This is a genomic window from Microbulbifer mixtoriginis (SeqCode) (assembly GCF_052467945.1).
In genome coordinates, this window is record NZ_CP174328.1 from 4,327,291 (window position 1) to 4,349,740 (window position 22,450).

General features: G+C 45.1%; 25 protein-coding genes. 6 read left to right on the forward strand and 19 right to left on the reverse strand.

Going from position 1 to position 22,450, the window contains the following annotated elements; translation table 11 throughout:
* The 5 genes from narH (at nucleotide 1) to ACJJIJ_RS18850 (ending at nucleotide 4,128) form a co-directional block, all read left to right on the forward strand.
* On the forward strand, nucleotides 1-1,548 hold the full coding sequence (gene narH, locus ACJJIJ_RS18830; RefSeq protein WP_444938139.1) for a nitrate reductase subunit beta: 1,548 nt from the start codon (nucleotides 1-3) through the stop codon (nucleotides 1,546-1,548).
* A 19-nt stretch (nucleotides 1,549-1,567) separates the two neighbouring features.
* Nucleotides 1,568-2,302 carry a nitrate reductase molybdenum cofactor assembly chaperone gene (gene narJ, locus ACJJIJ_RS18835; RefSeq protein ID WP_444891628.1) on the forward strand — a complete coding sequence of 245 codons (735 nt, stop codon included), beginning with the start codon at nucleotides 1,568-1,570 and terminating at the stop codon, nucleotides 2,300-2,302.
* A gap of 4 nt (nucleotides 2,303-2,306) precedes the next feature.
* The gene (gene narI / locus ACJJIJ_RS18840) at nucleotides 2,307-2,996 is read left to right on the forward strand and encodes a respiratory nitrate reductase subunit gamma (RefSeq protein WP_444938140.1); all 690 of its coding nucleotides are present in this window, start codon (nucleotides 2,307-2,309) and stop codon (nucleotides 2,994-2,996) included.
* Between the two features lie 55 nt (nucleotides 2,997-3,051).
* Nucleotides 3,052-3,876 carry a peptidylprolyl isomerase gene (locus tag ACJJIJ_RS18845; protein ID WP_444938141.1) on the forward strand — a complete coding sequence of 275 codons (825 nt, stop codon included), beginning with the start codon at nucleotides 3,052-3,054 and terminating at the stop codon, nucleotides 3,874-3,876.
* Between the two features lie 129 nt (nucleotides 3,877-4,005).
* Entirely contained in the window at nucleotides 4,006-4,128 is a 123-nt protein-coding gene (locus tag ACJJIJ_RS18850) for a hypothetical protein (RefSeq protein ID WP_444938142.1), read from the forward strand.
* Between the two features lie 858 nt (nucleotides 4,129-4,986).
* Here ACJJIJ_RS18850 and ACJJIJ_RS18855 read toward each other — a convergent pair.
* The 15 genes from ACJJIJ_RS18855 to ACJJIJ_RS18925 all read right to left on the reverse strand — a co-directional run bounded on the left by ACJJIJ_RS18855 (nucleotide 4,987) and on the right by ACJJIJ_RS18925 (nucleotide 15,120).
* Nucleotides 4,987-5,463: a hypothetical protein gene (locus ACJJIJ_RS18855; RefSeq protein ID WP_444938143.1), complete on the reverse strand. Its 477-nt coding sequence runs from the start codon at nucleotides 5,461-5,463 to the stop codon at nucleotides 4,987-4,989.
* Between the two features lie 320 nt (nucleotides 5,464-5,783).
* Complete coding sequence (locus tag ACJJIJ_RS18860; protein ID WP_444938144.1) at nucleotides 5,784-6,188, reverse strand: hypothetical protein; 405 nt, start codon at nucleotides 6,186-6,188, stop codon at nucleotides 5,784-5,786.
* Nucleotides 6,189-6,256: 68 nt separating this feature from the next.
* Nucleotides 6,257-6,697, reverse strand: coding sequence for a GNAT family N-acetyltransferase (locus ACJJIJ_RS18865; protein WP_444938145.1), 441 nt, complete (start codon nucleotides 6,695-6,697; stop codon nucleotides 6,257-6,259).
* Between the two features lie 3 nt (nucleotides 6,698-6,700).
* On the reverse strand, nucleotides 6,701-7,531 hold the full coding sequence (locus ACJJIJ_RS18870; RefSeq protein WP_444938146.1) for an MBL fold metallo-hydrolase: 831 nt from the start codon (nucleotides 7,529-7,531) through the stop codon (nucleotides 6,701-6,703).
* Between the two features lie 274 nt (nucleotides 7,532-7,805).
* Nucleotides 7,806-8,195, reverse strand: coding sequence for a VOC family protein (locus ACJJIJ_RS18875; protein ID WP_444938147.1), 390 nt, complete (start codon nucleotides 8,193-8,195; stop codon nucleotides 7,806-7,808).
* A 75-nt stretch (nucleotides 8,196-8,270) separates the two neighbouring features.
* A complete protein-coding gene (locus ACJJIJ_RS18880) occupies nucleotides 8,271-8,897 on the reverse strand; it encodes a class I SAM-dependent methyltransferase (RefSeq protein ID WP_444938148.1) in 627 nt (208 codons plus the stop codon).
* A gap of 109 nt (nucleotides 8,898-9,006) precedes the next feature.
* A complete protein-coding gene (locus ACJJIJ_RS18885; protein WP_444891623.1) occupies nucleotides 9,007-9,270 on the reverse strand; it encodes a hypothetical protein in 264 nt (87 codons plus the stop codon).
* 808 nt (nucleotides 9,271-10,078) lie between these two features.
* Nucleotides 10,079-10,477 (reverse strand): nuclear transport factor 2 family protein, encoded by a 399-nt coding sequence (locus ACJJIJ_RS18890; protein WP_444938149.1) that lies wholly within the window; start codon nucleotides 10,475-10,477, stop codon nucleotides 10,079-10,081.
* A 1,045-nt stretch (nucleotides 10,478-11,522) separates the two neighbouring features.
* On the reverse strand, nucleotides 11,523-11,900 hold the full coding sequence (locus tag ACJJIJ_RS18895) for a hypothetical protein (protein WP_444938150.1): 378 nt from the start codon (nucleotides 11,898-11,900) through the stop codon (nucleotides 11,523-11,525).
* Between the two features lie 318 nt (nucleotides 11,901-12,218).
* Nucleotides 12,219-12,596, reverse strand: coding sequence for a hypothetical protein (locus ACJJIJ_RS18900; RefSeq protein WP_444938151.1), 378 nt, complete (start codon nucleotides 12,594-12,596; stop codon nucleotides 12,219-12,221).
* A 511-nt stretch (nucleotides 12,597-13,107) separates the two neighbouring features.
* The gene (locus tag ACJJIJ_RS18905; protein ID WP_444938152.1) at nucleotides 13,108-13,632 is read right to left on the reverse strand and encodes a hypothetical protein; all 525 of its coding nucleotides are present in this window, start codon (nucleotides 13,630-13,632) and stop codon (nucleotides 13,108-13,110) included.
* A gap of 292 nt (nucleotides 13,633-13,924) precedes the next feature.
* Nucleotides 13,925-14,137 (reverse strand): hypothetical protein, encoded by a 213-nt coding sequence (locus ACJJIJ_RS18910; protein WP_444938153.1) that lies wholly within the window; start codon nucleotides 14,135-14,137, stop codon nucleotides 13,925-13,927.
* Nucleotides 14,138-14,271: 134 nt separating this feature from the next.
* Nucleotides 14,272-14,412, reverse strand: a complete 141-nt coding sequence (locus ACJJIJ_RS18915; RefSeq protein WP_444887732.1) for a hypothetical protein — start codon at nucleotides 14,410-14,412, stop codon at nucleotides 14,272-14,274.
* Nucleotides 14,402-14,584: a hypothetical protein gene (locus tag ACJJIJ_RS18920; protein ID WP_444938154.1), complete on the reverse strand. Its 183-nt coding sequence runs from the start codon at nucleotides 14,582-14,584 to the stop codon at nucleotides 14,402-14,404. Before ACJJIJ_RS18920 ends, ACJJIJ_RS18915 begins: the two co-directional genes overlap by 11 nt.
* On the reverse strand, nucleotides 14,581-15,120 hold the full coding sequence (locus ACJJIJ_RS18925; RefSeq protein WP_444887733.1) for a hypothetical protein: 540 nt from the start codon (nucleotides 15,118-15,120) through the stop codon (nucleotides 14,581-14,583). Before ACJJIJ_RS18925 ends, ACJJIJ_RS18920 begins: the two co-directional genes overlap by 4 nt.
* 1,451 nt (nucleotides 15,121-16,571) lie before the next feature.
* Between ACJJIJ_RS18925 and csrA the strand changes: the two genes are divergently transcribed.
* On the forward strand, nucleotides 16,572-16,760 hold the full coding sequence (gene csrA, locus ACJJIJ_RS18930; RefSeq protein WP_444887735.1) for a carbon storage regulator CsrA: 189 nt from the start codon (nucleotides 16,572-16,574) through the stop codon (nucleotides 16,758-16,760).
* A gap of 98 nt (nucleotides 16,761-16,858) precedes the next feature.
* Here the strand turns inward: csrA and ACJJIJ_RS18935 are convergent, their stop codons facing one another.
* From ACJJIJ_RS18935 to ACJJIJ_RS18950, 4 genes are all read right to left on the reverse strand, one after another.
* Nucleotides 16,859-17,344: a hypothetical protein gene (locus tag ACJJIJ_RS18935; protein ID WP_444887736.1), complete on the reverse strand. Its 486-nt coding sequence runs from the start codon at nucleotides 17,342-17,344 to the stop codon at nucleotides 16,859-16,861.
* Nucleotides 17,345-17,844: 500 nt separating this feature from the next.
* The gene (locus ACJJIJ_RS18940) at nucleotides 17,845-18,426 is read right to left on the reverse strand and encodes a hypothetical protein (RefSeq protein WP_444938155.1); all 582 of its coding nucleotides are present in this window, start codon (nucleotides 18,424-18,426) and stop codon (nucleotides 17,845-17,847) included.
* Between the two features lie 414 nt (nucleotides 18,427-18,840).
* Complete coding sequence (locus ACJJIJ_RS18945; RefSeq protein WP_444938156.1) at nucleotides 18,841-20,613, reverse strand: bifunctional protein-serine/threonine kinase/phosphatase; 1,773 nt, start codon at nucleotides 20,611-20,613, stop codon at nucleotides 18,841-18,843.
* Between the two features lie 115 nt (nucleotides 20,614-20,728).
* A complete protein-coding gene (locus ACJJIJ_RS18950; RefSeq protein ID WP_444938157.1) occupies nucleotides 20,729-22,204 on the reverse strand; it encodes a NarK family nitrate/nitrite MFS transporter in 1,476 nt (491 codons plus the stop codon).
* Nucleotides 22,205-22,450: the final 246 nt, after the last annotated feature.

Consider the following 22,450-nt stretch of genomic DNA (forward strand, 5'->3'; position numbering starts at 1 on the left):
ATGAAAGTTAGAGCCCAGATCGGCATGGTGCTGAACCTCGATAAGTGTATCGGCTGCCACACCTGCTCGGTTACTTGTAAAAATGTCTGGACCTCCCGCGAGGGGGTCGAGTACGCCTGGTTTAACAATGTCGAGACCAAACCCGGCGTCGGCTACCCCAAAGAGTGGGAAAACCAGGACAAGTGGAACGGCGGCTGGACCCGCAAGAAAAACGGCAAGTTACAGCCGAAGATCGGCAGCAAGCACCGGGTACTGGCGAATATTTTCGGCAACCCGGATATGCCGGAAATCGACGACTACTACGAGCCGTTCGACTTCGACTACCAGACCCTGCACAAGGCGCCGGAGCAGAAGCACCAGCCGGTGGCCCGCCCGCGCTCGCTGATCAGTGGCGAGCGTATGGAGAAGATCGAGTGGGGCCCCAACTGGGAAGAAATTCTCGGTACCGAATTCGACAAGCGTAAGAAGGACAAGAACTTCGAACAGGTCCAGGCAGATATCTACGGTGAGTTCGAAAACACCTTTATGATGTACCTGCCGCGCCTGTGCGAGCACTGCCTCAATCCGGCCTGTGTCTCTGCCTGCCCCAGCGGTGCCATCTACAAGCGCGAAGAGGACGGCATCGTCCTGATCGACCAGGATAAATGCCGCGGCTGGCGCATGTGTGTGTCTGCCTGCCCCTACAAGAAGATCTACTACAACTGGAAAACCGGTAAATCCGAGAAGTGTATCTTCTGTTACCCACGTATTGAGGCGGGCCAGCCAACTATCTGTTCCGAGACCTGCGTGGGCCGTATCCGTTACTTGGGTGTGCTGCTCTATGACGCCGACCGCATCGAAGAAGCCGCTGCGGTAGAAGATGAAAAAGCCCTCTACCAAGCCCAGTGCGATATTTTCCTCGACCCCAGCGATCCCAAAGTCCAGGAAGCTGCCCGCGCCGAGGGTATCCCCGAAGCCTGGCTCGAAGCCGCGCAGAAATCCCCGGTGTACAAGATGGCCATCGATTGGCAGATCGCCCTGCCACTGCACCCGGAGTACCGCACCCTGCCCATGGTTTGGTACGTGCCGCCGCTGTCTCCGATCCAGAATGCAGTGCAGGCCGGCCAAGTGGAAACCGTCACCGTGGGGCGCGGTGCCGAGATCCCCGATCTCTCCACCCTGCGTATCCCGCTGCAATACCTCGCCAACTTGCTCACCGCCGGCGACGAGAAGCCAGTGGCTCGCGCCCTGGAACGCATGATTGTGATGCGCGCCTATATGCGCGGCATCCATGTAGACGGTGTGCAGGAACGCGAGTTGCTGGAAGAGGCCGGGATGACCGTAGCCCAGGTAGAAGAGATGTACCGCTATATGGCCCTGGCCAATTACGAAGACCGCTTTGTGGTGCCTTCAAGCCACAAGGCTTACGCCGAGAACGCCTACGACATGAAGTCCTCCTGTGGTTTCAGCTTCGGCAACGGCTGCAGCACGGGCAACGACAGCACCAATATCTTCGGCGGCAAGCAGAATGCAGTGCGCGAAGTGATACCGGCCAAAGTGGTCGACTGAGGTCGAGGGGAGAGTACCGATGAAAGTATTAAACCTGATCGCCCGCCTGCTGGATTACCCGTCCGATGAGCTGGTGGCGCACCTGGATGAGTTAACCAACTGGGTGGCGGAATCCGAAGACCTGGACAAGCCCCTGCGCGATTTGCTGCTGGCGTTTATCTCTCATTACGAGCGTATGGATGCGCTCGATTGGCAGAGTGAATACGACGGTTTGTTTGAGCGCGGCCGTGCTGTGTCCCTGCACCTGTTCGAGCATATCCACGGCGAATCCCGCGATCGCGGCCAGGCCATGGTGGATCTGATGAATCGCTACCGAGCCGCCGGCCTGGAACTGAATGAGCGCGAACTGCCAGATTACCTGCCCACCTACTTAGAGTTCTGCGCCACCCAAGGTGAAGCGGCCTACGGTTGGGTGCACGATATCACCCATGTGATTGCCCTGTTGAGCGCGCGCCTGTCAAAGCGCGAGAGCCCCTATCACCTGTTGATGGATGCGCTCTTGCAGATGGCCGGAGTCTTTGTAGATCTGACCGCACTCAAAGAAGAAGTCGCCAATGAGGAGCGCGACGATACCCCCGAGGCGCTGGACAAGATCTGGGAGGAAGAGGTGGTCAGCTTTACCGGCGCCAACAATTGTGACCAGTCCATAGCGCGGCCCAGCGCTGCGCAGCTGCGCGACGGCCAGCCCCTAACCTGGGCCTCCAGTGCCAAAGATGCCGCGCAGAATTCTGCCCAGCCCGTACCACAGGAGTAACAAGATGAACTATCTGAATACGCTGCTCTTTGCCATCTATCCCTTCGTCGCCCTCACGGTGTTTCTGGTGGGGAGCCTGATCCGCTATGACCGCGACCAATACACCTGGCGCACCGGCTCCAGCCAGTTGTTGGAGCACAAGCAATTGCGCATCGGCAGTTACCTGTTTCATATCGGGGTGATCGCTATTCTCGCAGGCCATTTTGTCGGCCTGCTTACGCCCAAAGCGGTGTGGCACTTACTCGGCATTGAAGCTTCCACCAAGCAGATGATGGCAATGGTGATCGGCGGTTTCTTCGGGGTAATCTGCTTTATCGGCCTCACCATTTTGATTAAGCGCCGCCTCACCAATCCGCGAGTGCGCGCCACCACTTCCAAAATGGACCTGACCATCCTGCTGATGCTTTACGCCCAGTTAATCCTCGGCCTGATCAGTATCCTGGTTTCCGCCGGCCATATGGACGGTGCCGAAATGCTCAAACTGATGACCTGGGCCCAGTCCATTGTCACCCTCGATGGCTCCGCAGCCGCAGCGGCTATCGCCAACGTAAATATCATCTACAAGCTGCATATTTTCCTTGGTATGACCCTGTTCCTGCTGTTCCCCTTCAGCCGCCTGGTGCACGTATGGAGTGTTCCAGTGCAGTACTTCCGCCGCAATTACCAGGTAGTGCGTGCCAAAACCGCGCGCTAATCCCAGCAATCGTTTAACAGGCCCGCCAAGTGTGGGCCTTGTGTGGAGAAGAGTCATGAGTGCATTACTAGCTTCCGACGCCGCCGGGCATGAATTCGAACTGGCTGAAGCCGTGGCCGTGAACGGCAGTGAAATTCCCGCAGACCTGATTTACCAGGAGATGCAATACCAGACCGCCAACTCCCCGCGCCAAGCAATTTACCGCGCTGCACGGGCATTGGTTATCGGTTGGCTGTTACGGGAAAAGGCCGCAGGGCAGGGGCTTTGCGCGGCCGATGAAGACTTGCACAGCGAGGCCTTCGATCACGCCGTTTCAGATCTTTTGAAAGGTGAGTTGCAAGTGCCCCCGGCCAGTGAAGCCGAGTGCCGCGCCTATTTCGAAGCCCACCCACATAAATTCCGCTCCGATCCCCTCGCCGAAGTGCGCCATATCCTGATCCCAGCCGCACCGGATGACTCTGAAGCCTGTGCTAAAGCACGCGCCGCTGCCGAGGATATGCTCAAGCAGATCCGCAACGATGCCAATCCGCTACAAGCCTTCGCTCAGCTGGCCCAATCCCACTCCGCCTGTTCCTCCGCCGAAGCCGGTGGCAGCCTCGGCCAAGTAGGGCGCGGTGATACCGTCGCCTCCTTCGAGCGCGCAGTATTCGAGCAGGGCACCGGCTTGGTAGCAGAGTCCGTGGAGACCCCTTACGGAGTACACCTGATTTATGTGGAACACTGTGAACCGGGCCGCCCGCTGGAATACGAATATGTTTCGGAGCGAATCGAGGAATACTTAACCGAAAAACGCCGCCGCCAGATGACTAGCGACTACCTGCAAAAAATGGTGCAGGCCGCACAAATCTCTGGCTTAGATTTATCGGGGGAAGCCCACTGAGGTGGTAGAGATTCGCCAACTGTTCGCACGCAATCGCGACTGGGTAAATTAAATGTAATGGCGCAGGTGTAAAACCTGGCCATGATAAAAATAATGCAGCAGGGCTGAGACCGCAGTCAGCGTCTCAGCTTGCACGGCTGGATCAGCGATATTCGCAATGGCCTGATTCGATACCTGGGTATGCGGATAGACGATCGCGGGCAAGTGCCAGAGATTTATCATATTAATAGCGGGGTGCAGGAGGAGGGTTGAGTTTTAACTTCTTTATCCCGTACTAGACGTTGAATATAAATAGCGCTGTTACGTTTAAATACTCTCAGAAATTCAGTCCCTACATCTACTCCGCATCTGTTAAAGTCGATGGCAACCAGCATCGGGTAGGGGGAGCGATACTGCCGCTTCTTTTCAGAGTGTAAAGGGTGTAACCATATATACAGTTAGCCTCAATAGTGAGTTAGCCTTATGGATGGCTATATTATTTTTGCCTCCCAATACTACACTGAGAGCAAGATACAGCAACTGAATCCCTAGCATGATAAATACAGAGATCTTCAGAACAAGAATGGGGTTACCGATAGTGCTTTCATATACAAAAATTACTCCAACAACGAGATAAAATACCCTCAAGAACGTAAAATACTGATTCAATATGAGCTAGGGGTAGCTTATTAATGAGGAGATAACCTGTTACAAAGACCAATCTAATTTTTGAGCATCAGTAGGAGATAAATAGGCTGATCTTGAAGTTCTTGAGTACTTAAAAATCAAGTATTGAAGATAGTGTTTCAACCACAGTATAAATGGAAACTAGCTAAAGCTGAAACTTACTAAGAAGGAGAAAAGAATGGATTGAATGCGTGGCCGCATAAGAAGCTGAATCCGATTAAGAGATTAAGGAAATATATTCACGTATATTTATATGAATTCCTACATGAACCAACCTCAGAATGAATTTCTGGAACTATTAATATATCGATTCTATAAAAAAATAACAAAAATTATTATTTACATTAAAGCGCCTAAGCTAACTGGCGTAAAAGCTTGGCTACAATTGACAGCAAAGAATTGTAAGTGTTTTTTACGCCTGAGTTTGGAAAATATTTATATATCTTAAGAATCACATAGTCCAAGATATACTTTGCTCTTTTGCTCCTCCGCTATAGAGAGGGCGCCTATTATTTCCGATATAGAAATTAGCTCCCAAGTTGTTTCACGAATCGTTTTGTTATCTTGGGACCATTTTGACTCATCAAAACCCTCTGAATTTATAATCTCCTCTTTTAAGAAACGTATTAATTCACTACGTAACTTTACTAATACAGAGCGAAGCTGCCAAGGTTCAACTATGTTTGGTTTAAAAGGTTCATATTCGTCTAAAACACTTTCACTATCTTTAGTGTAGGTAGGTCTAATTAATTTAGCTTCTTCGTCTGAAATCTTACTGAAAATATTAAACCCGGTTCGATAATTAGGGTTTCCAGTGTATAGCATACGAGCTACACCGTCGCATGGGTTGGTTGTTGAAACAACTGTTTCTTTTTTGTCTTCGTTCAGTATTGTAAGATGGAAACTAGTAGAAATACCCAAAATCGCTCCCTTTTAAAGTCTAACAGCGTATTCTAAAGAATAACGAATCATAACACCTTAAAATATATTCTTGAAATAAAACTATAAAGTTCCGTTTATATAGAAGGTAGAGTAAAATGATAGTAACTGTTCTAATTCCATCTGTCGTGGCAGTACCTATTATGAATAGCTCGTAAATATAATTGCCGTACCGGAAAACTCTGGACCTAATCGTTGAACGAAAACAGTCCATTCTGAAATATATTTAGATAATTGCATAACCTATTGGTGTCTAAGACCATTCCTGCGCAATCATTACCGTGCTTCGAGCAAGAGCCTTATTAAGTTGTAGGTTTTGAAACGAACATGCGTTCAATGAGGTCAAATTTTTTTGTAGAAATAAGAGTATATAAATCGTCTTTTTCACCAGAACCCTCTGTAATAAAGACAAAGTAATTTTTCCCAACTTGGTTATTCAGTATTGGTGATGTGCAACTGGTATTATAGTCATGTACTATTGAAATAAAATTCTTCTTTTCCCCTTTATACATTTCTATCACTTCAAACTTAACGACCTGCAGATGTGTTGGAACATACATTAAAGATAAAAGTTTCCCTTTAAATACAGACTTTGAATGTTTAATAGCTTTCTTAGGGTTATGAAGAGCAATTGTTCCAGGGGTAATTATACAGGCTGGTGTATTCAGACTAATCAGTAGAAAAAAAAGAGCTACAAGAAATTTCATAAAACAAAAACGTCATTAGAAATTGTAAATTAAACGATTGAAATGATTTTTACGCCCACCTAAACTTATTAATTATTGTCCAGCTCCATATGCAGCAGAGGATACGGTTTTCCTTGACCGTCTAGCGGAGATCTACCTACTACCGTAAAGCCTAAATGTTTATAGAACCTTAAGGCTTTTAGGTTCTGTTCGTTGACGTCTACTTTTGTGGCACCTAGATTTTCAATGACATACTTAGTTAAAAAAGTTCCAACGCCTGAGCCTCCTAATTCAGGTGAAATGAAAAGCATCTCAATGTTCTCGCGAAGAACTCCACAGAATCCAAGAATCTTTTCATCTTCATTCATTGCACATATCAGATCTACTGAGTCGAAGTATTGTTCTAAGATGAGCGATTTAAGAATGACAATATCTTCTTCCCGCAAAAAATCGTGAGAAGCTCGAACAGAAGCCTCCCATATTTCAATCAGCGTTAAATAATCGTTTTTGCTTGTTGTATCTACTTTCATATATTATTCTGATAGATATTTAATACCATGAGAGCCGGTATTTCGTATACTCTTCTCATCATTAATCACTGAAATAGTTCTTTCTATAAATCTTTTATAAGCTTTTTGGGGTAGGAATGGGGATTTATTATTTATATTGAACTTTTCCAAAATATCCTTAACTTGTGCATCAATCATTATTTGTTCCACACCCAATCCTTTTTTATGAAGCTCTTGAATTTTATTTATCCATGTAAAAGTATTTTTCCTGAATTCAAGCAAAGATAACTTGTTTGCTGTAGCGCCATGCCCCGGTATTATCAAACTTTGATCATCGCCCAGATTTAAAATGGCCTCAATGGCTTCATTAAAACCTTTAATTCCGCCAGCATAAAATGTTGGATGCCAGCTGGTATCGAATACATCACCGACAAATATAGAATTACTTTCCTTATGGTAATAGATATTGTCGATTGTTGTATGGGACTTGACTTTAATGTGAGTGAGTCCATCTAAATTGAAGCTGCTCTCTATCAGTTTTCCACCTTGCTTTTCAAAGTGCGCGTTTCCACCGGTGTGGTCAGAATGCGCGTGTGTGTTTAAGATGAAGGAGATAGACTTATCGTAAATTGACCGAATTTCTTGATCTAACGCACTTAACTGATTATTTCCTGGCATAGGATCAATGAGTACCAATCCCTTTTCAATTGCTATTAAGCCAATATTCGTTCCGTACTCTTTTCCACTCAAGATATATAGGTGTTCAGAAACTTTTTGCACGCTAATGCTACTAGATAAAGCGATAGAGCTGGTGAGTAGAAATAAAGTGGAGGTCAGAATTATAAGTCCTTTCAAAACTCATCCTCTTGTACTGTGATAAATGGTTCTTTAGTGTGTATTGGCTTTGTCAATTGCACTTTGGATACGGGATGGTATTGGGCTACTTTGGTAAGGCTAGCCAAAAACGTTAACTGCACAAAATTGCTAGCCTTAGCTATTCCACGCTAATTTTAATTTCATCAATAGGGTAAGCCGGCTTAATTTGAGCACAACTTAGTGCCTTGATGAAGGCAATGTACGATATTTAAGCAACCAGTTGTGTGAATTAATGTTTGCAGGTGATAACTGGCTATTTCATTGAATGAAAACCGATATTATTTCCTTCGGTATCTTGCGCTATTGCGATAAAACCATGCTCTCCAATAGACATTTTAGGCACTACTACCTTCCCACCTGCTGGCTCGACTCTGGCCAGTTCAACAGAACAATCTTCGCTATCAAAATACGCTAGAGTGCTATTACCTCCTGCTTCAACACCCTCCATTTTACAAATTGCTCCACTTGCACCCGGCTCTTGTTTCATTGGAAATGCCCACATCTCGGGTTGAGGGAAGTCTTTTGCTTCGTCAGGATTGTCTAGTCGAGTTAACTCCTGCTTGAGAACAGCTTCATAAAAGGACTTTGCACGAACCATATCATTTACATAAATTTCAAACCAACAAACTGCATTTGTATTCATTTGAGTATCCTCACTGTTAAGTATCTAAGTATGGTTTGTATTTCTGGAGACATAACAAAGTTATAGAAATATCATTCATATTTTACGCGCAATAATGAAAACTACCATGTCATGCATTCCATGCTGCCATATAACTTCAATGGTAAAACCAGCGTCTTGAATTTCTTTCTCTAATTTTACTTTTGTTAGGATGAAGACATCGGGCATTATGCCCATGAATTTTCCCAGAGGTGTTAAGAGCTTAATAAACCGTATATAGGAATTACCCATACAAACGGTACTACTCACGAAAACGCCACCAGGCTTGAGGATTCTAGCAGCTTCTGCCAAAACATCTCTTCTATCTGGTAATAAGTGAATAACATTTAAACCCAATACTGCATCAAAACTTGCAGACTCAGCATTGAATTCGGTTAATGTACCTCTGGTAAATCTAATATTATCGATGCAGGCTTCCCTGGCCTTAGTTCGACCAATCTCAAGCATATTTTCAGATATATCTACCGCTTCAATATGTTGCACATGTGGAGCGTGGCAAATCGCTGTAGTCCCTGTTCCGCAACCAAACTCCAAAATATTCATATCAGGCTTAAAGAATTTCTGAGTATCTGAGAGCTTCTTCTGATAACTTGCCTCGTCAGAAATAGGGCTCCTGGCATACTCCTCTGCTTTTCTATCCCAGAACTTATCAGACCTAGTCATATCAGTTCCTGTATAAATGCCAAGGCGTTATCGGCGCTGTTTTTTCTCCCTGACTCATAAAGCCTCAAGCTGCGGACCGAAGCGTTCGAAAGCCTTAACATTTTAAGTTTCAAAACCCATTAAGGACACCCCACAACTTATCCCAGCGTTCAAGCTTTTCATCAGCACTCAATAGTCTTGGCTGAATTTGAATAGGGTTGCCAAGTTGATTCACGTCTTGTAATAAATTGGAATTTACTGCTCCGCGAAGCCGACCATTTATATTGCAGCCTACGGCTAGTAGTTCATTACAAGCTTTGCAATGGTAGAAATTAGCAAGCTGATCGCCATTTTGTTTAGTTAAAATCCCATCACCAATGAAAACCACTGACATATTCGGATCACTAATAATACGTGACGGGTTGGCTTGGCAATAATTACAATCGCAAATGCGCGGATTCAAACCTTCGAGTGGTCCAGCTAACTGAACTTCAACCCGCCAATGCTTACATTTACACGATCCCTTAAAGAGCATAATAATTAGTGCCAATTACGATGAAAGATATGCTTGCCTCAATTGCCGGAGGCTACTGGCGCCTTTTTTCAGAGCTTTGGCAAAAAAGGTGACAGCAACCGCAGATCAGATTGCTTGCACTTGGTACGCCCAGCATAGGCGTGAACTAATAGGGTGAAACTCCCCTGTAGGAAGATCATCATTTAATGGCATTCCATTAAATGCTAACTACCAGCGAATGGCAACTGCAACAAGGTGAGATCTTAGGGGGAGGGGGCCGCTGGCAAAACTACGAATTGACGAATAGAAACATCACTTAATGCTTAGCCTGGAGGCGAGGTGGTCAAGGGCACTGAAGCCATGTGATCTAATGGGTAGAGTAAATGATGAAATTGTGTGGTGAAAGTCACACCCTTATCAGGTGAGATCTGTGTAACCTGCTGATATGAAGCTTGACTCATAAGAAGGCCCAACCCACTAACTACCATCTTGGGGATAAAAAATGGTAGAACACAGCGGCACCTCGGTCTGCACTTGGGTGTTGCCTTCGATGACCATGAATCTCTGGGCGACTCTTAAGCTGATCAAGCAATTCGAGAGGAAGTTGGAGGACTTCCCCAAAACGAGACCCGGAGGCGGTTTGCGTTATCGTCTCCAATGAAACCAAGGTCCACGCAGTCCGATCGCCTCATTCACCACGCACGAGTAATTGCAGGTCTTCCGCAGTCCCTTCGATAAGGCGGCTAAGGGATTCGGCGCGCGAGATCCGACCGTCTCTTAGCGTGTACAGGCTGATTACCTTGATTGTGAGCGGTTGGCCATCTTTCGCCTTCGCGCGCACCAGATGCATATCAGCTATCCGATCGCCCTCGCCAATTACGGAAAGGTAATCGAACCTGACGGCCGAGTACTCCATTCGGAGCAAATTGATACGCGAATCGAGTTGCGATCGCCCAATCGTTGTGTCGTCGATAACCTGCACGAAGTCTTCGGTAAAGTAGCGGTCGGTGACCTTAGAATCAGCGTTTGGATCACATACCGCTTTGGCCATCTCATCCAGAAAAGCTTCGGCCTGTTCACTATTCATTTTTCAATTCTTCTCCGTTCGCGTCCGATTGTGGTCGAACGCATGGATAGACATCTACCATTGTCTAACGCTAAGGTTGACCGAGCTGTCATGCAGCTCGCAAAAAATATAACAAACTAGGCGGAGCCTATCTCGCGAGTTTGATTATAGCGGCTTTGGGCCAACGCTCTGTGATGCGCAAGTGGGTCAGCTCAAACCTTTGGTATCCAGGTGGCAGTAAAGAGGACCGCGATTTGGACACTTATGGATGATGTTCGAATCAGACTGGTGTGCTGAGCCAGATGATGCATCCTCAATAGCGTGGCGCTTAAAGGCGACCTGACAATCGAAGCATGCAAACTTATGTAAGAACTCAGTCATAGTGAATAACGTCTAGCAAAGGGAAAGGCAATGAATTATCTCGCTTATAAGCCTTATTAAGTGGCTATTGGCTGACATGGTAGAGAACGAAACTGATTGTAAAAGAGGCTACTATAGCCCCAAGGATACTGAGTGCTACTTTCACTGGGATAATGGGTACTGGAGTCCTATAACGTTGCTCTCGGCCAAAGACTGTGAACGAGCTCTGCTTACCATATGGGGCGAACATGACAAAGAATATCATAGAGCCAATGGCTATAGAGTAAGCCAACCATCCAAATACGCTGGAGGCTGTTAAAGTTTCTTGAGTTGCCAGGATATAGACATAGATACCTATACCAGGGAGCAAGCCGAATAACTTTTTATCCATTTTTCTTCGCATGATAGCTAAATTACCAAGTGGCTAATTTTTTTGATTGTTTTGTGCGAACATAATGCTTGCCATGAGATAAAGCGGTCATAAGGGGACTCTTCTCCTGTGACCTTCTCTTAGGCATCATTGGCTATATGTATAAAGTCTTCAGCTTCGTAGCCCTACAGTTCTGGACACCACTAACATCTTAACCAGTAATATTCTTTGTACCTCAGCCTATGGGGATCAAAGATTTTATCATATTCCCCATGCCCCCTATCTTAATTACTCGGTTAAAACGGAGTGCTTAATCAATTCATTAAGCTTGTACTGTTAGTGCAATGAGCTTTCGAAATACCTAAAGGCAAATCCGATAGATATTGCAAGGAGGGCAGGTCCGAGGTTACGTCTGAATAGGCGTTTTATTTTACTAGGTGTTCGGCCGTTACGTAGGTCACTAATTAATTCATGTTTTGCATGAAAGGCACATAGAGCTGATAATACGGCGGCGACCAAAGAGAAGGTGAACTCTTCAGTAATAGGTTTATCAATACCAAGAGCGGTTCTGAGAGTAACAATACCGCCTATAAATGCCATAGCGAATGTTAAATTAGACTTTAAAAATCTGAACTCTAATTCTTGACTCAGAAGATAATGAGGGCTTTGTTCTATGGGTTTATTAATAACTAACTCTTGTAATTTTTCTTTCATTACGTACAACCGTCAATGGGATCAATTTACATAATAGTATCTTTACCAGTCCAATGGAATGTCCAAAACCTACAGTAAGACATCTAGTAACAAAGCGACAGTAGTTCAGCAAGAAAGGTTCGTTTGTACCAATATTGTTAACTTAGGCCATCTGGGACTATTTTCACAAAAAAATTATTAAAAGTATAAGCACATCAAGGTTAAAGCCAAGTTTGCGATATTCAGGAATCGCATGTTCTCAAATATCACAAATAAAAACCCTGCTATTTGAGCAACGGCTGTATAGGAGCACTTAAAAAATTTATTAAGTTTGTACTGTTAGTGCAATGAGCTTTCGAAATAGCTAAAGGCATAACTGATAGATATTCCAAGGAGGGAAAATCCGGGAAAATGTCTGAAAAGACGTTTTATTTTACTAGCTGTCCGACCCTTACGTAGGTCACTAATTAATTCTTGTTGTGCGTGAAAGGCACATACAGCTGATAATACGACGGCGGCTAAAGAATAGGTTAACCCTTCATTAATAGGTTTATCAATGCCAAGAGCGGTTTTGAGAGTAACAATACCGCCTATAAATGCCATAGCGAATGTCAAAATGGACTTTAAAAATTCGAACTCTAATTCTTGACTCAGAAGATAATGAGGGCTTTGCTCTATGGGTTTATCTTTTACTAATTCTTGTAATTTTGCTTTCATTACATACAACCGTTAACAGGATCTATTTGGATAATAGTACCTTTGCCCTCCCAATGGAATACTCAAGACTTACAGTAAATTCTGTAGCAGCAGAGCAACAGTTGTTCAGCAGAAAAGGTTCGGTCGTACCAATTTTATTAGTTTAGGCCATCTGGAGCTATCTTTATAAAGTAAATTATTACAGGTATAAAGCACATCAAGGTTAAGACTATTTGTGATATTCAGTACTCGCTTGCTCCTAAATATCACAAATAACAACCCCGCTAATTGAGCAACGGCTATATAAAGGAAATACATCCCTAGTGTTCTATAAAAATTTGCTAGTTCTAGGGTAATAAGAGCTGGAAAGGTCGCTACCAGCAAATATGAGATGAACCTACATAGCATCGCGATACTAAGTCTACATACTAAATAATTTGTTCTTCCCATATTAGTTTTTAATTGTACTTCTCGCATAATGAAGCGGGTCAGACATTAAAAAGCTCTATGACAGACTGGGTAGATTTATTTTCTAATAATACATATGTAGTATAAGGTCAAAACCTTTTATTGAAAATCTTACTTTTTCCATGTCTTCTGTATATTTGCCGAGGTTATTCCCATCAAGATCCCAGACATTTTCTTTGGCGAACCACGTATTTAATTCGTGATCATGACATTTGAACTGGCTTTGTGGGACTACCTTACCGTTTTTCATGGTCGGCCCAAAATTCCTACATTCTGTGCCCCACCTCCACCACTTTATATCTGGCATGTTTACCATGCCTTCTCTGAGGGGAACGCCAAAAACTGTGATTTCGGACTCATAGTTTTTATAAATTATGTATCTAAAACCCCACTTCCCTCCCGCCTCATAATTTACATCTCGAGTAAGTATTTCACCCGGTTCCAGGTCAGCTATATCAATACTAGGAGATAGTTCACCAGCATTTACTGGAGGCTTTAGGGCACTGCCAAACATGCCAAGTATGAATCCGATTCCAATTAGAGAGACAGTAAGAAGGCTGAACCAAAGTAATTTCTTGCGCTTTTCCATTTGATGTTCACTACGTATAAAAAATTAACTTCACTAAAAATGATATCGATATTTTCTTCATTTAGTTAGCATATATATCGTCAAGGTTTTGATTGTTCTGAAGATCATTAATACTCATAGACGCTGTCGTCTTGATGGGCTGATGGCGTTCATCATCTGGATAGATCGCGGCCGCGCGCTCTATCCTTCCTAGCTATGCCTATTGCTTATCGACTTCGTTTTCCCACTCTTCTTCATAGCCTAAGGCTTCAAGGTGTGCCGAAATGGAGTTCATTATTTTTTCGTTCCAAAATTAAGCTCCTTCATTCCATTGAAGCTTTACTCCGTTATTTTCGTCCTCAATTGATGTATCTACCATAACCCAAAAGAAACGACAGATATGTTCGGCTTGGGATTTGTTTAAAATAATGCCATTTTGAAGGAATTGCAGGCTAAGTTCATCATCTAACTTTTTCGCGTAAAATTCCGCGTATTCTTTTTCTTCAGGAAATTTATAAGTAATCATGGATAAGAAACAGATTCTAATCTTTGCGATAGCTAGCTATAAAATCAATCCTTAGATCTTACCGGATTTAAAGGTGGTCCAGAAGATTCAGCCTCTTCTATTTCTCGATTAACTAGAGCTACTATGTATAAGATTCATAGTTTCTGCTGGTTCTTTAATCTATTTGACTTTATGGCTGTTTCAACCTCTTTAGCTTCTTTCAATATTTTAGATTTGTTTTTCTCAACAAACTTTCTAATATCTTCCTTGCTAATCTGTTTGTCTTTAATCGTCATTTTTTCGATCTTTCATACGGTCAATTTCAGTTGGATTCGTTTGTTTTCCCGATGGTTCTTCTATTGTTGTATCCTTTGATTTCTTTTTCACTTCTTCAGCATGTTTCTTCATCTTTGATCGAATCTTATTGATTCGATCTTTCTCTTCTTGTGAGAATTTATAGCCACTCATAATTTTTTCATTCCGACTCTTTTTCCGTGGTAAATCTCAGGCGCTGAAAATCCTTGGCTTTCGTAGTAATCAATTGCACCTTTTACTGGGTCTAACACCCAAACCTCGTCAGCACTAATCAAGTTGGCATAAACCGTAGCTCCAAAAGATAATATTGGAAAGACACCTTCTCCCAAGGGATTTGGTCTTACCGGTGTAGATTCGATAAGGTTCATTCTTACCTTTGTACCATGCTTGGATGCAAATCCATAACAAAGCCCGCAAAGTTGATTCTCAAACCAAACTGACATTTCATATCTTTTTGGCTTCTTCTGATATGCATTAAATTCTGGCTCCCAGTCCCAACTGGCTCTCGAAGATCTTAGATTAGATCCTCTCATTTCTTTCCAAGAGTCAGCCAGTCTTGCTGTCTTCAAACTAATGCCTTTTATTGATGTCTGGGGCCATGATTCCTGTGTAATAGACCAAACCTCTTCCCTGAGCGCTTGGTAGTATCCAATAACAGAAGGGTAATTGTGAAAAGCTGAATCTTCCATAGTATTTCCTATACTTAAATCAAAATATTTCCACTATATTTGAAGAGCTATTTTCTCTTAGTTGGTAAGATGCCGTAAAGTTTGATCCCGTTTCTAGATTTGCTTGGGCAGTTCATGGTGCCCAAGGTGGCTGTCGCCGTAAATTGAATCATGGTTGTATACAACACCAAGCTCTGCTGAAAACATAAGTAGAGTCAAAGCTGGAGCTTATGATTTTCAGCAGGAGCGTCCTGTTAAAGTGGATAACTACCCCTTCCACTGGTTCCTTCGAAAAAGCTTCCAATTACGATTAGAGATATTACTAGGAAAATAGTCATCCCAAGCGTTTGGTAAACATTTTGGTTGACGACGGTTTCTAATCTTTATTGGGATCTCTAGTTCATTTTCCAACGAAGCATAGTATTGCTTCATCTCGTTCTTAGTTTTAGGGTGTCGAAAATACCCTATATGGATCTCCATTAGCTATGAATTGCTAATGGAAACCAAACCCTCTTTTTAACAGTAGATTTCTATAGTTCATGCTTTCCTGCCAAAGAGCTTTAATAGTGTGCTCAACTGAAGCTGCATAATATCACTTGTCGACCAATGCCAAAATGGCAAACGACTATACTCAGAGCGGATATATCAATCGGTAAGTTAGCCAGTACAGGAGAAAAATCACCAATGCATAGATAGGAACATACGTACAGATTAACCAGGGCTTTAAGTACTTTATGAAAATGGCATCGCGACTAAAAGTGAACAACTCTCCATGTCTCACTGCAATACTTCCAAGCCTTAGACTATTTGGATCTTTTCTATCGACACAAGAATGACACACGGAGTGGTGATTTTATGATTAATTGCTTTTATTTCTCACGTGAGAGCGAGTAAGGAGCAACCACCTAAACCATCACTCTTATGGATAACGCAAATTATCTAAGCTAAGGAGCACAAAAATATAGGCACAAAAATGATCTTATTGGATTTTATTCAGTTTGTTTCAGTGTCAAAGCTGCGTAAAATCGAAAGATATTTATTGGTATTTTGCCGGAATTGGGTGGCCTTTTGTAGGCCGATGACCAAAGTCCAAAGGGATTCGAGAGAATCAAGACTTCTAAGAGTTTTCTAAAGAACCATCTTCTCACAGGAGAACGGTAGCGTGACGTAAGAGACAGTAAAAGGCGCTGACCCAAGGTGCAGCAACACCAGGGGCCAGCTGACCAAATTGATAATCTACCTATCAAAATGGCTATATGGATCATACGCTAGAAACCCGCTCGTCTTCAATAAAGTGGATAACATTCAGCGGCTTGGGGCGATTTCTCAAGCTCTGGAAGCGTTGTGCCTGCCTTTTCTTCTTCTATGCCTACCGTTCCCGCGCACCACCTCTTATTTCCTCACAACGTTACTTTCTCAGCCTTCCATCAGAGAAGGTCTACCCATGGTTTGAGTATCAGTAGGAAATAACTATGTTGATCTTAAAGCGCCGGACTGGTGAAAACTTAAGGATTGGGACCAATGTTTCAGTCACTGTATTGGAAGTTAAGGGGAATCAGGTGAAGATAGGAATACGTGCTCCCAAATCTTTACCTGTTCACCGTGAGGAAATATATATTCGCTTACAGAAAGGGTCTAACTTGGGAAACGGAGATCGGTAAAAAATTTACGCGACTGCGGAACGTTCGAAAGAGCGACAAATTACGGAGCCGAAAACGGAGTAATTTGTCCGCTTGCCTAAATCTTTTGTGATTAAAGTTTAGCCATTGTGTGTTAAGACCAAGATTTTGTGATCAGGTATTACCATGAGAACTTTTTCTTGTCCGTGGGAGTAAAAAGAGCCTGGTGCTATTGCACTATCAATAATGATCCCTTGTAGTTTTACCGGCATCTTTGCGCACATCAGTTCATAGGCCCAGTTTTCAGGTCTTTTCCAATCCTTTCTTGGAGTATGCATCCATTCTCCATAGCTATAATAAAATCTGCTATGCCCTCGTGCCTGTTTGGCTGTATTGAGAAATTCAAGACCCTCCGCTTTGATTTTATCTAAAGTTGTTTCTTCAAGCTCATATATATGAACACCACAAGCTTCTCTTATACCTTGTAAATCACTGTTACTGTGAAGCGTGCTACCTAGATCGAATTCTATAGGTATTATGTCTCTCCAATTTTGATCATCTAGCCAAATGAGATAGCAACTCCCTAAAAATAATATAATTAATATAGAAGCCGCTACTTTCATCATGTTTTCTCATTCACATATTGTCTTATAACGGGCAGTATGCGGGCAAGGCCACCCCATCGGCTATCCAACCACGCAGTGACGTTCGTTGATAAAATTGTTAATTATTTTCATTTCTAAATAGCCTTGTTTGCTCAATACAAATATCTAGATATTTGGCCGCCTTTGTTCCTTTTAAAATTTTTGGAATCTTTCTAGACAAAACTATAGCTGGGATATCAATACTACTATTCACACTAAATTTATTTAACTCGGATTTAACTTGTAGAAAGTTAATTCCAATTTTACGTGCAAAATACTGCTCTTATTTTGCAATAATTTCTCCACCGTCGCCAACAATTTTGATATTTAAGTCAATCTAGTAGCTATTGTGGACTGCGATACCCCATAACATCTTTATCAGATCAGGCTTCGAAATCATATTAATGCTCTAGACACTTAACGCCCGGAACACCGAGTAAATTGAAGCGCAGCATAAATTGTGTCCGAGTACTTGTTTTAAATCATCTTGTACCTCTGTACATGACTTCGCCTTCATTTATTCCAAGGTCAACACGCATGGCATTTAACATAGAATCAGCCTTTTCTCTCAATTCAGCCCATGTTGCCTGCCCACCTTCGTAAAGCAAAGGTAAAAAGAAGTCGATCATTTCATTGTATCTATCCAAAACATCTTGGCATGAAACTAGCGATATGTAACCATAAGCTTTATTTCGATTTAATGAAAAAGAATGCTCAATTTCTGAACTGATAGATTCTTGCTTTGATGTAGCAACAGCTTCTATTTCTCGTAGAATTTCTGAAACAATATGAATTACATCTTTATAGATCGCTAGTTTATCAAAGTGGCGATTCAACTCTTTTTGTTTCAGAGAGTCTATTTGAGCTTTCAAATCTTCTAAGGTAGCCTCATTCTTAGCTTTTAATTTTTGAAGGCTTTCTTCATGCTTTGCTCTTTCATTTTGCAGCATTCGCTCAGCCCATAAGCTTCCTAACCAATGAGAGAAAGCGCCAAGTAATAATGCACTGCCGCCTAATGAAGCGATAATTGCTGCAGCTATTTTAAATATTTCTTCGGTACTCATAATGATTTATAACAGCGTATTCAAAAGAAGCTGCATCATATCACTTATTAACATACTTCTAGAATGGGAAGCCACCTTAACCAGAAAAAGACATATCATTCAGCAGGTTGGCCAGCATCGGCAAAAAACTACCTTAGTGGACATATTACGGCTGTACTATATTTCGTTTTTTTTAAAGAATTAAACTATTAAAAATCAATATGCAAGCGCATCCGTTACTATGAATTTACGCAGCTACTCTTGATCTGCACTCATAACAAAATATGTAATCGTAAAGTGTAGTGCTGTATATCAAAGTGGAACAGAGTAAGTGTGATCGATGATATCCGCCCAAAACTATCTGCTAAACTAGAGCCCTTTATAGGTATTCTGGGTCAGCATGTTCTTAAGTGAGGCTACCGTACCTCCCTAGTCTCAACCACTAGAAGAAAATAACGCCGCCACCGCCAACAAAGTAGCCACCCAAATCCCACAAAGAATCTTCCAGAACAAAGAGGCATCCCCTTTTTCAGTAGGATCTTCCTTTAAGTAATCCGGGTTCGGATTGGCCAGGTCGCGCATAAATTCCGTTAGGGTGGAATAGCGCTGTTCCAGGTCGATACTGCATCCGCGCTCCAGGGCGCGGTCGAACCAGATGGGGACTACCGGATTAAATTGGCTGGCGGTGCGGTAGCGCAGGCGTTCGAAGTCGGCGTGGGAGCGGCAGTTTTCGATTTCCTCGCCGTAGGGTAGTTCTCCGGTAAACATTTCGTAGGCAATAGTGGCGAGAGCATAGATATCGCCGCGAATACCGCTGTTGTGCCCGAGGATATAGTGAGGGTCGGAGTAGCTGGCGGTGCCCAGCGCTTCCGGGTGCTCCAGGGGGCGGAAAATCTCGGCACTGCCGGCTACGTAGACTGAACCGAAATCGATAATTTTTACCCGCCCATCGCTGTCGATCATGATATTGGCCGGGCGCAAATCCTGGTGAATGGTTTCCTGATCGTGGAAGGCCTGCAGCCCGGTGGCAATTTCCTTAAGAATACGAAACGCTTCCGCCGGTTTGGGAAAGCGATTATTGGTGATCCATTGCTCCAGGGTGCTGCCCTGCACATACTCCATCAGGTAATAGAGCGCGGTGCGCGGGCGGGTCTGGCGGTGCAGGCGCACTACCTGGGGGCTGCGAATACGCAGGCCTATCCACTCCTCCTGAATAAAGCGGTCGATATAGTGGATATCGTCCTCGTAATTTACCGAGGGGGTTTTCATTACCAGAATTTCCCCGGTGGCACTGTCGCGCACCAGGTACAACTGGCTGCGCTGGGAGGAGAACAGCTCCCGTTCCACCTGGTAACCATCCAATACCATGCCCGGTTCCAACTCCGGCGGGAATGGCAGACGAGTAAGCTGGCGGCTGTAGTCGTCCAGAGTGGTTTGTGGCAGTGCCTTTACCTTTACCACTAACGCGGAGAGGTTATCGTCGCTGCCGTTTTCCTCGGCGAGGCGCACCAGGGTTTCTGCTGTTTCCTGTTCGCTTAATTGGGACTCTGCCAGCAGCTCACGCAGCAGATCCTGCTTGATAAAGTCGTGCACACCGTCGCTGGTAATCAGCAGTACATCGTCCTTAGCCAGGCTGAGCTGGCCGTAATCCACTTGCAGGCCGGTATCCATGCCCAGTGCGCGGGATAGCATCTGCTGGCGATGGGCCAGGGTGATGTTGTGGTCCCGGGTGAGGCATTTAAGGTTGTCACCGCGCAGGTGATAGATACGGCTGTCGCCGATATGGAAATAGTGGGCAGTGCGGGATTTAAAAATCAGGGCAGAGAAGGTGCAGAGGAAGCCCTTTTCCTGTTGGGGAAAGTCGTGACTCTTGCGGTATAGCTTGCTGTTAATGGAGGCGAGGATTTTCTGTCCGGCGTGGGCGACAGACCAGGTATCCGGCACCTTGTAATAGTCCCGCACAAATTGCTCGGTGGCGGTGTGGCTGGCCAGGGCGCCGGCTTCGGCGGAGCTGACGCCGTCTGCCAGCGCGGCGACTGCGCCCAGGTATTCCTGCAAGTGCGGGTTGTCTGGCCAGTGATAGATTGCGGCATCTTCGTTCTGCGGTTTGATGCCGGCACTGGTGCAGAGGCCGTGGCTCAATCGCGGTGTCTGGGCTTCGGGGTTTGCTTCGGTTTCTGTTTGCACCCCGGAATTGGTTTCGCTCACAGCTTTCTCCACTCTCTTTTCGTCCCCTCAGACCAACGGCGAAAAACAAAGAAGGGCCATTGGCCCTCCTTTGCGTTTGTTGCTGGATAACTGCTTTAAGATCACCCTTTCCGGATCACTCCACGCTGATCAGCTGCACTGTGCCATCCGGTAGCACTTCGGCGATATTGCCTTTGGGCTCTTCCAGGAACAGGCAGGCGAAGAAGATCACCGCTGCTGCGCCGCAGATAATCAGGAAGAACTGGCTGTAGCTGACATAAGACAGGGCGGTAAGGAAAGTAACCGCACCCACGTTGCCGTAGGCTCCGGCCATACCGGCGATCTGCCCGGTCATGCGACGCTTCACCAGGGGTACGACGGCGAATACGGCACCCTCACCGGCTTGCACGAAGAAAGAGCAGCACATGGTGGCAACTACCGCAGCGGGAATCCACCAGCCGCCGTTGATCTGGCTCAGTACAAAGTAACCCACTGCCAGGCCGCCGATCAGGAACATCAGGCTGCGGCGGCGTCCCAGTTTGTCAGAGAAGTATCCACCAGTTGGGCGAGCCACCAGGTTCATAAAGGCGAAGCCAGAGGCGAGCAGCCCGGCCTTCACCGGGCTCAATCCTTCAAAGGTTTCCAGGAAGAACAGGGGCAGCATAGAAACCACGGCCAGCTCTGAGCCGAAGGTGACGAAGTAGGCCAGGTCGAGGATGGCTACCTGCTTGAAGTTGTATTTCTCCAGCTCGGGCACACCTTCGCGCAGGTGGTCTTTGTTTACATTCCAGATCATGCGGGTCTGGAAAGCGAACAGTACTACCAGCAGTCCCCACATTGCGTAGGTGGCATTCTGGCTCAGCAGGGCTACGCCGCTGGGAGACAGTTTGTAAGCCAGCGCTGCCAGTGCCAGGTACATGGGCACATTCATCAGCAGGTAGAAGTAGAAATCCCGCTTGCTGGTCACTTCCAGGCCGCCGCTCTTCTTCGGTTTGAAGTAAGTGGAACCTTTAGGAGTGTTGCGGGCAACGCGGTAGTAGATGATGCCGTACAGGCCGGCGATGATGCCGGTGAGGCCCAGGGCATAGCGCCAGCCGTCTTCACCGCCGAACAGCAGGGCGATGGTGGGCAGGGTCATGGCACCGGCAGCAGAACCGAAATTCCCCCAGCCGCCGTAAACACCTTCTGCCAGGCCAACTTGTTTGGCTGGGAACCATTCACCCACCATGCGGATACCAATGACAAAGCCGGCACCCACAAATCCCAGCAGGAAGCGGAACAGGGCCAGGGACTCATAACTGTCTGCGGTGGCGAAGCCTAAACAGATTAAAGATGAGGTCATCAGCAGACCGCTGTACACCAGGCGCGGCCCCAATTTATCCACCAGCATACCGATAATGATTCGGGCGGGGATGGTGAGTGCCACATTGAGGATTAACAGGGCTTTTACCTGCTGGCTGGTGAGGTCAAACGCTTCCTTGATAAAGACCATCAGCGGAGCGTGGGAGAACCACACCACGAAAGTCAGGAAAAACGCAAACCAGGTAACGTGCAGCGTCTTTATTTTGGGATCGCCCCAATTCAATAAATTGAGGCCGCTGGATTGACTCATGACTATTTTCTCCGGCTTCACAGCAACTTAGAGGTGGATAGGGTCATGGCCGATAGTATTTGAGCAGCGCTATAGGGAAAGTACACAAAGGGGGTAGTTGGGTACTGAATAAAGGCTTTGGAGCTTGGTGCTAGCCCATTTGGGGTAGTGCCATTTAAGGGGAGCTGCTGCCTATTAAATAAGGTTTACCCCTTGTTGAGTAGCCATAAAAAATCGGCTTGTGAGCGGAGAGTTTTTGGGAGTAAT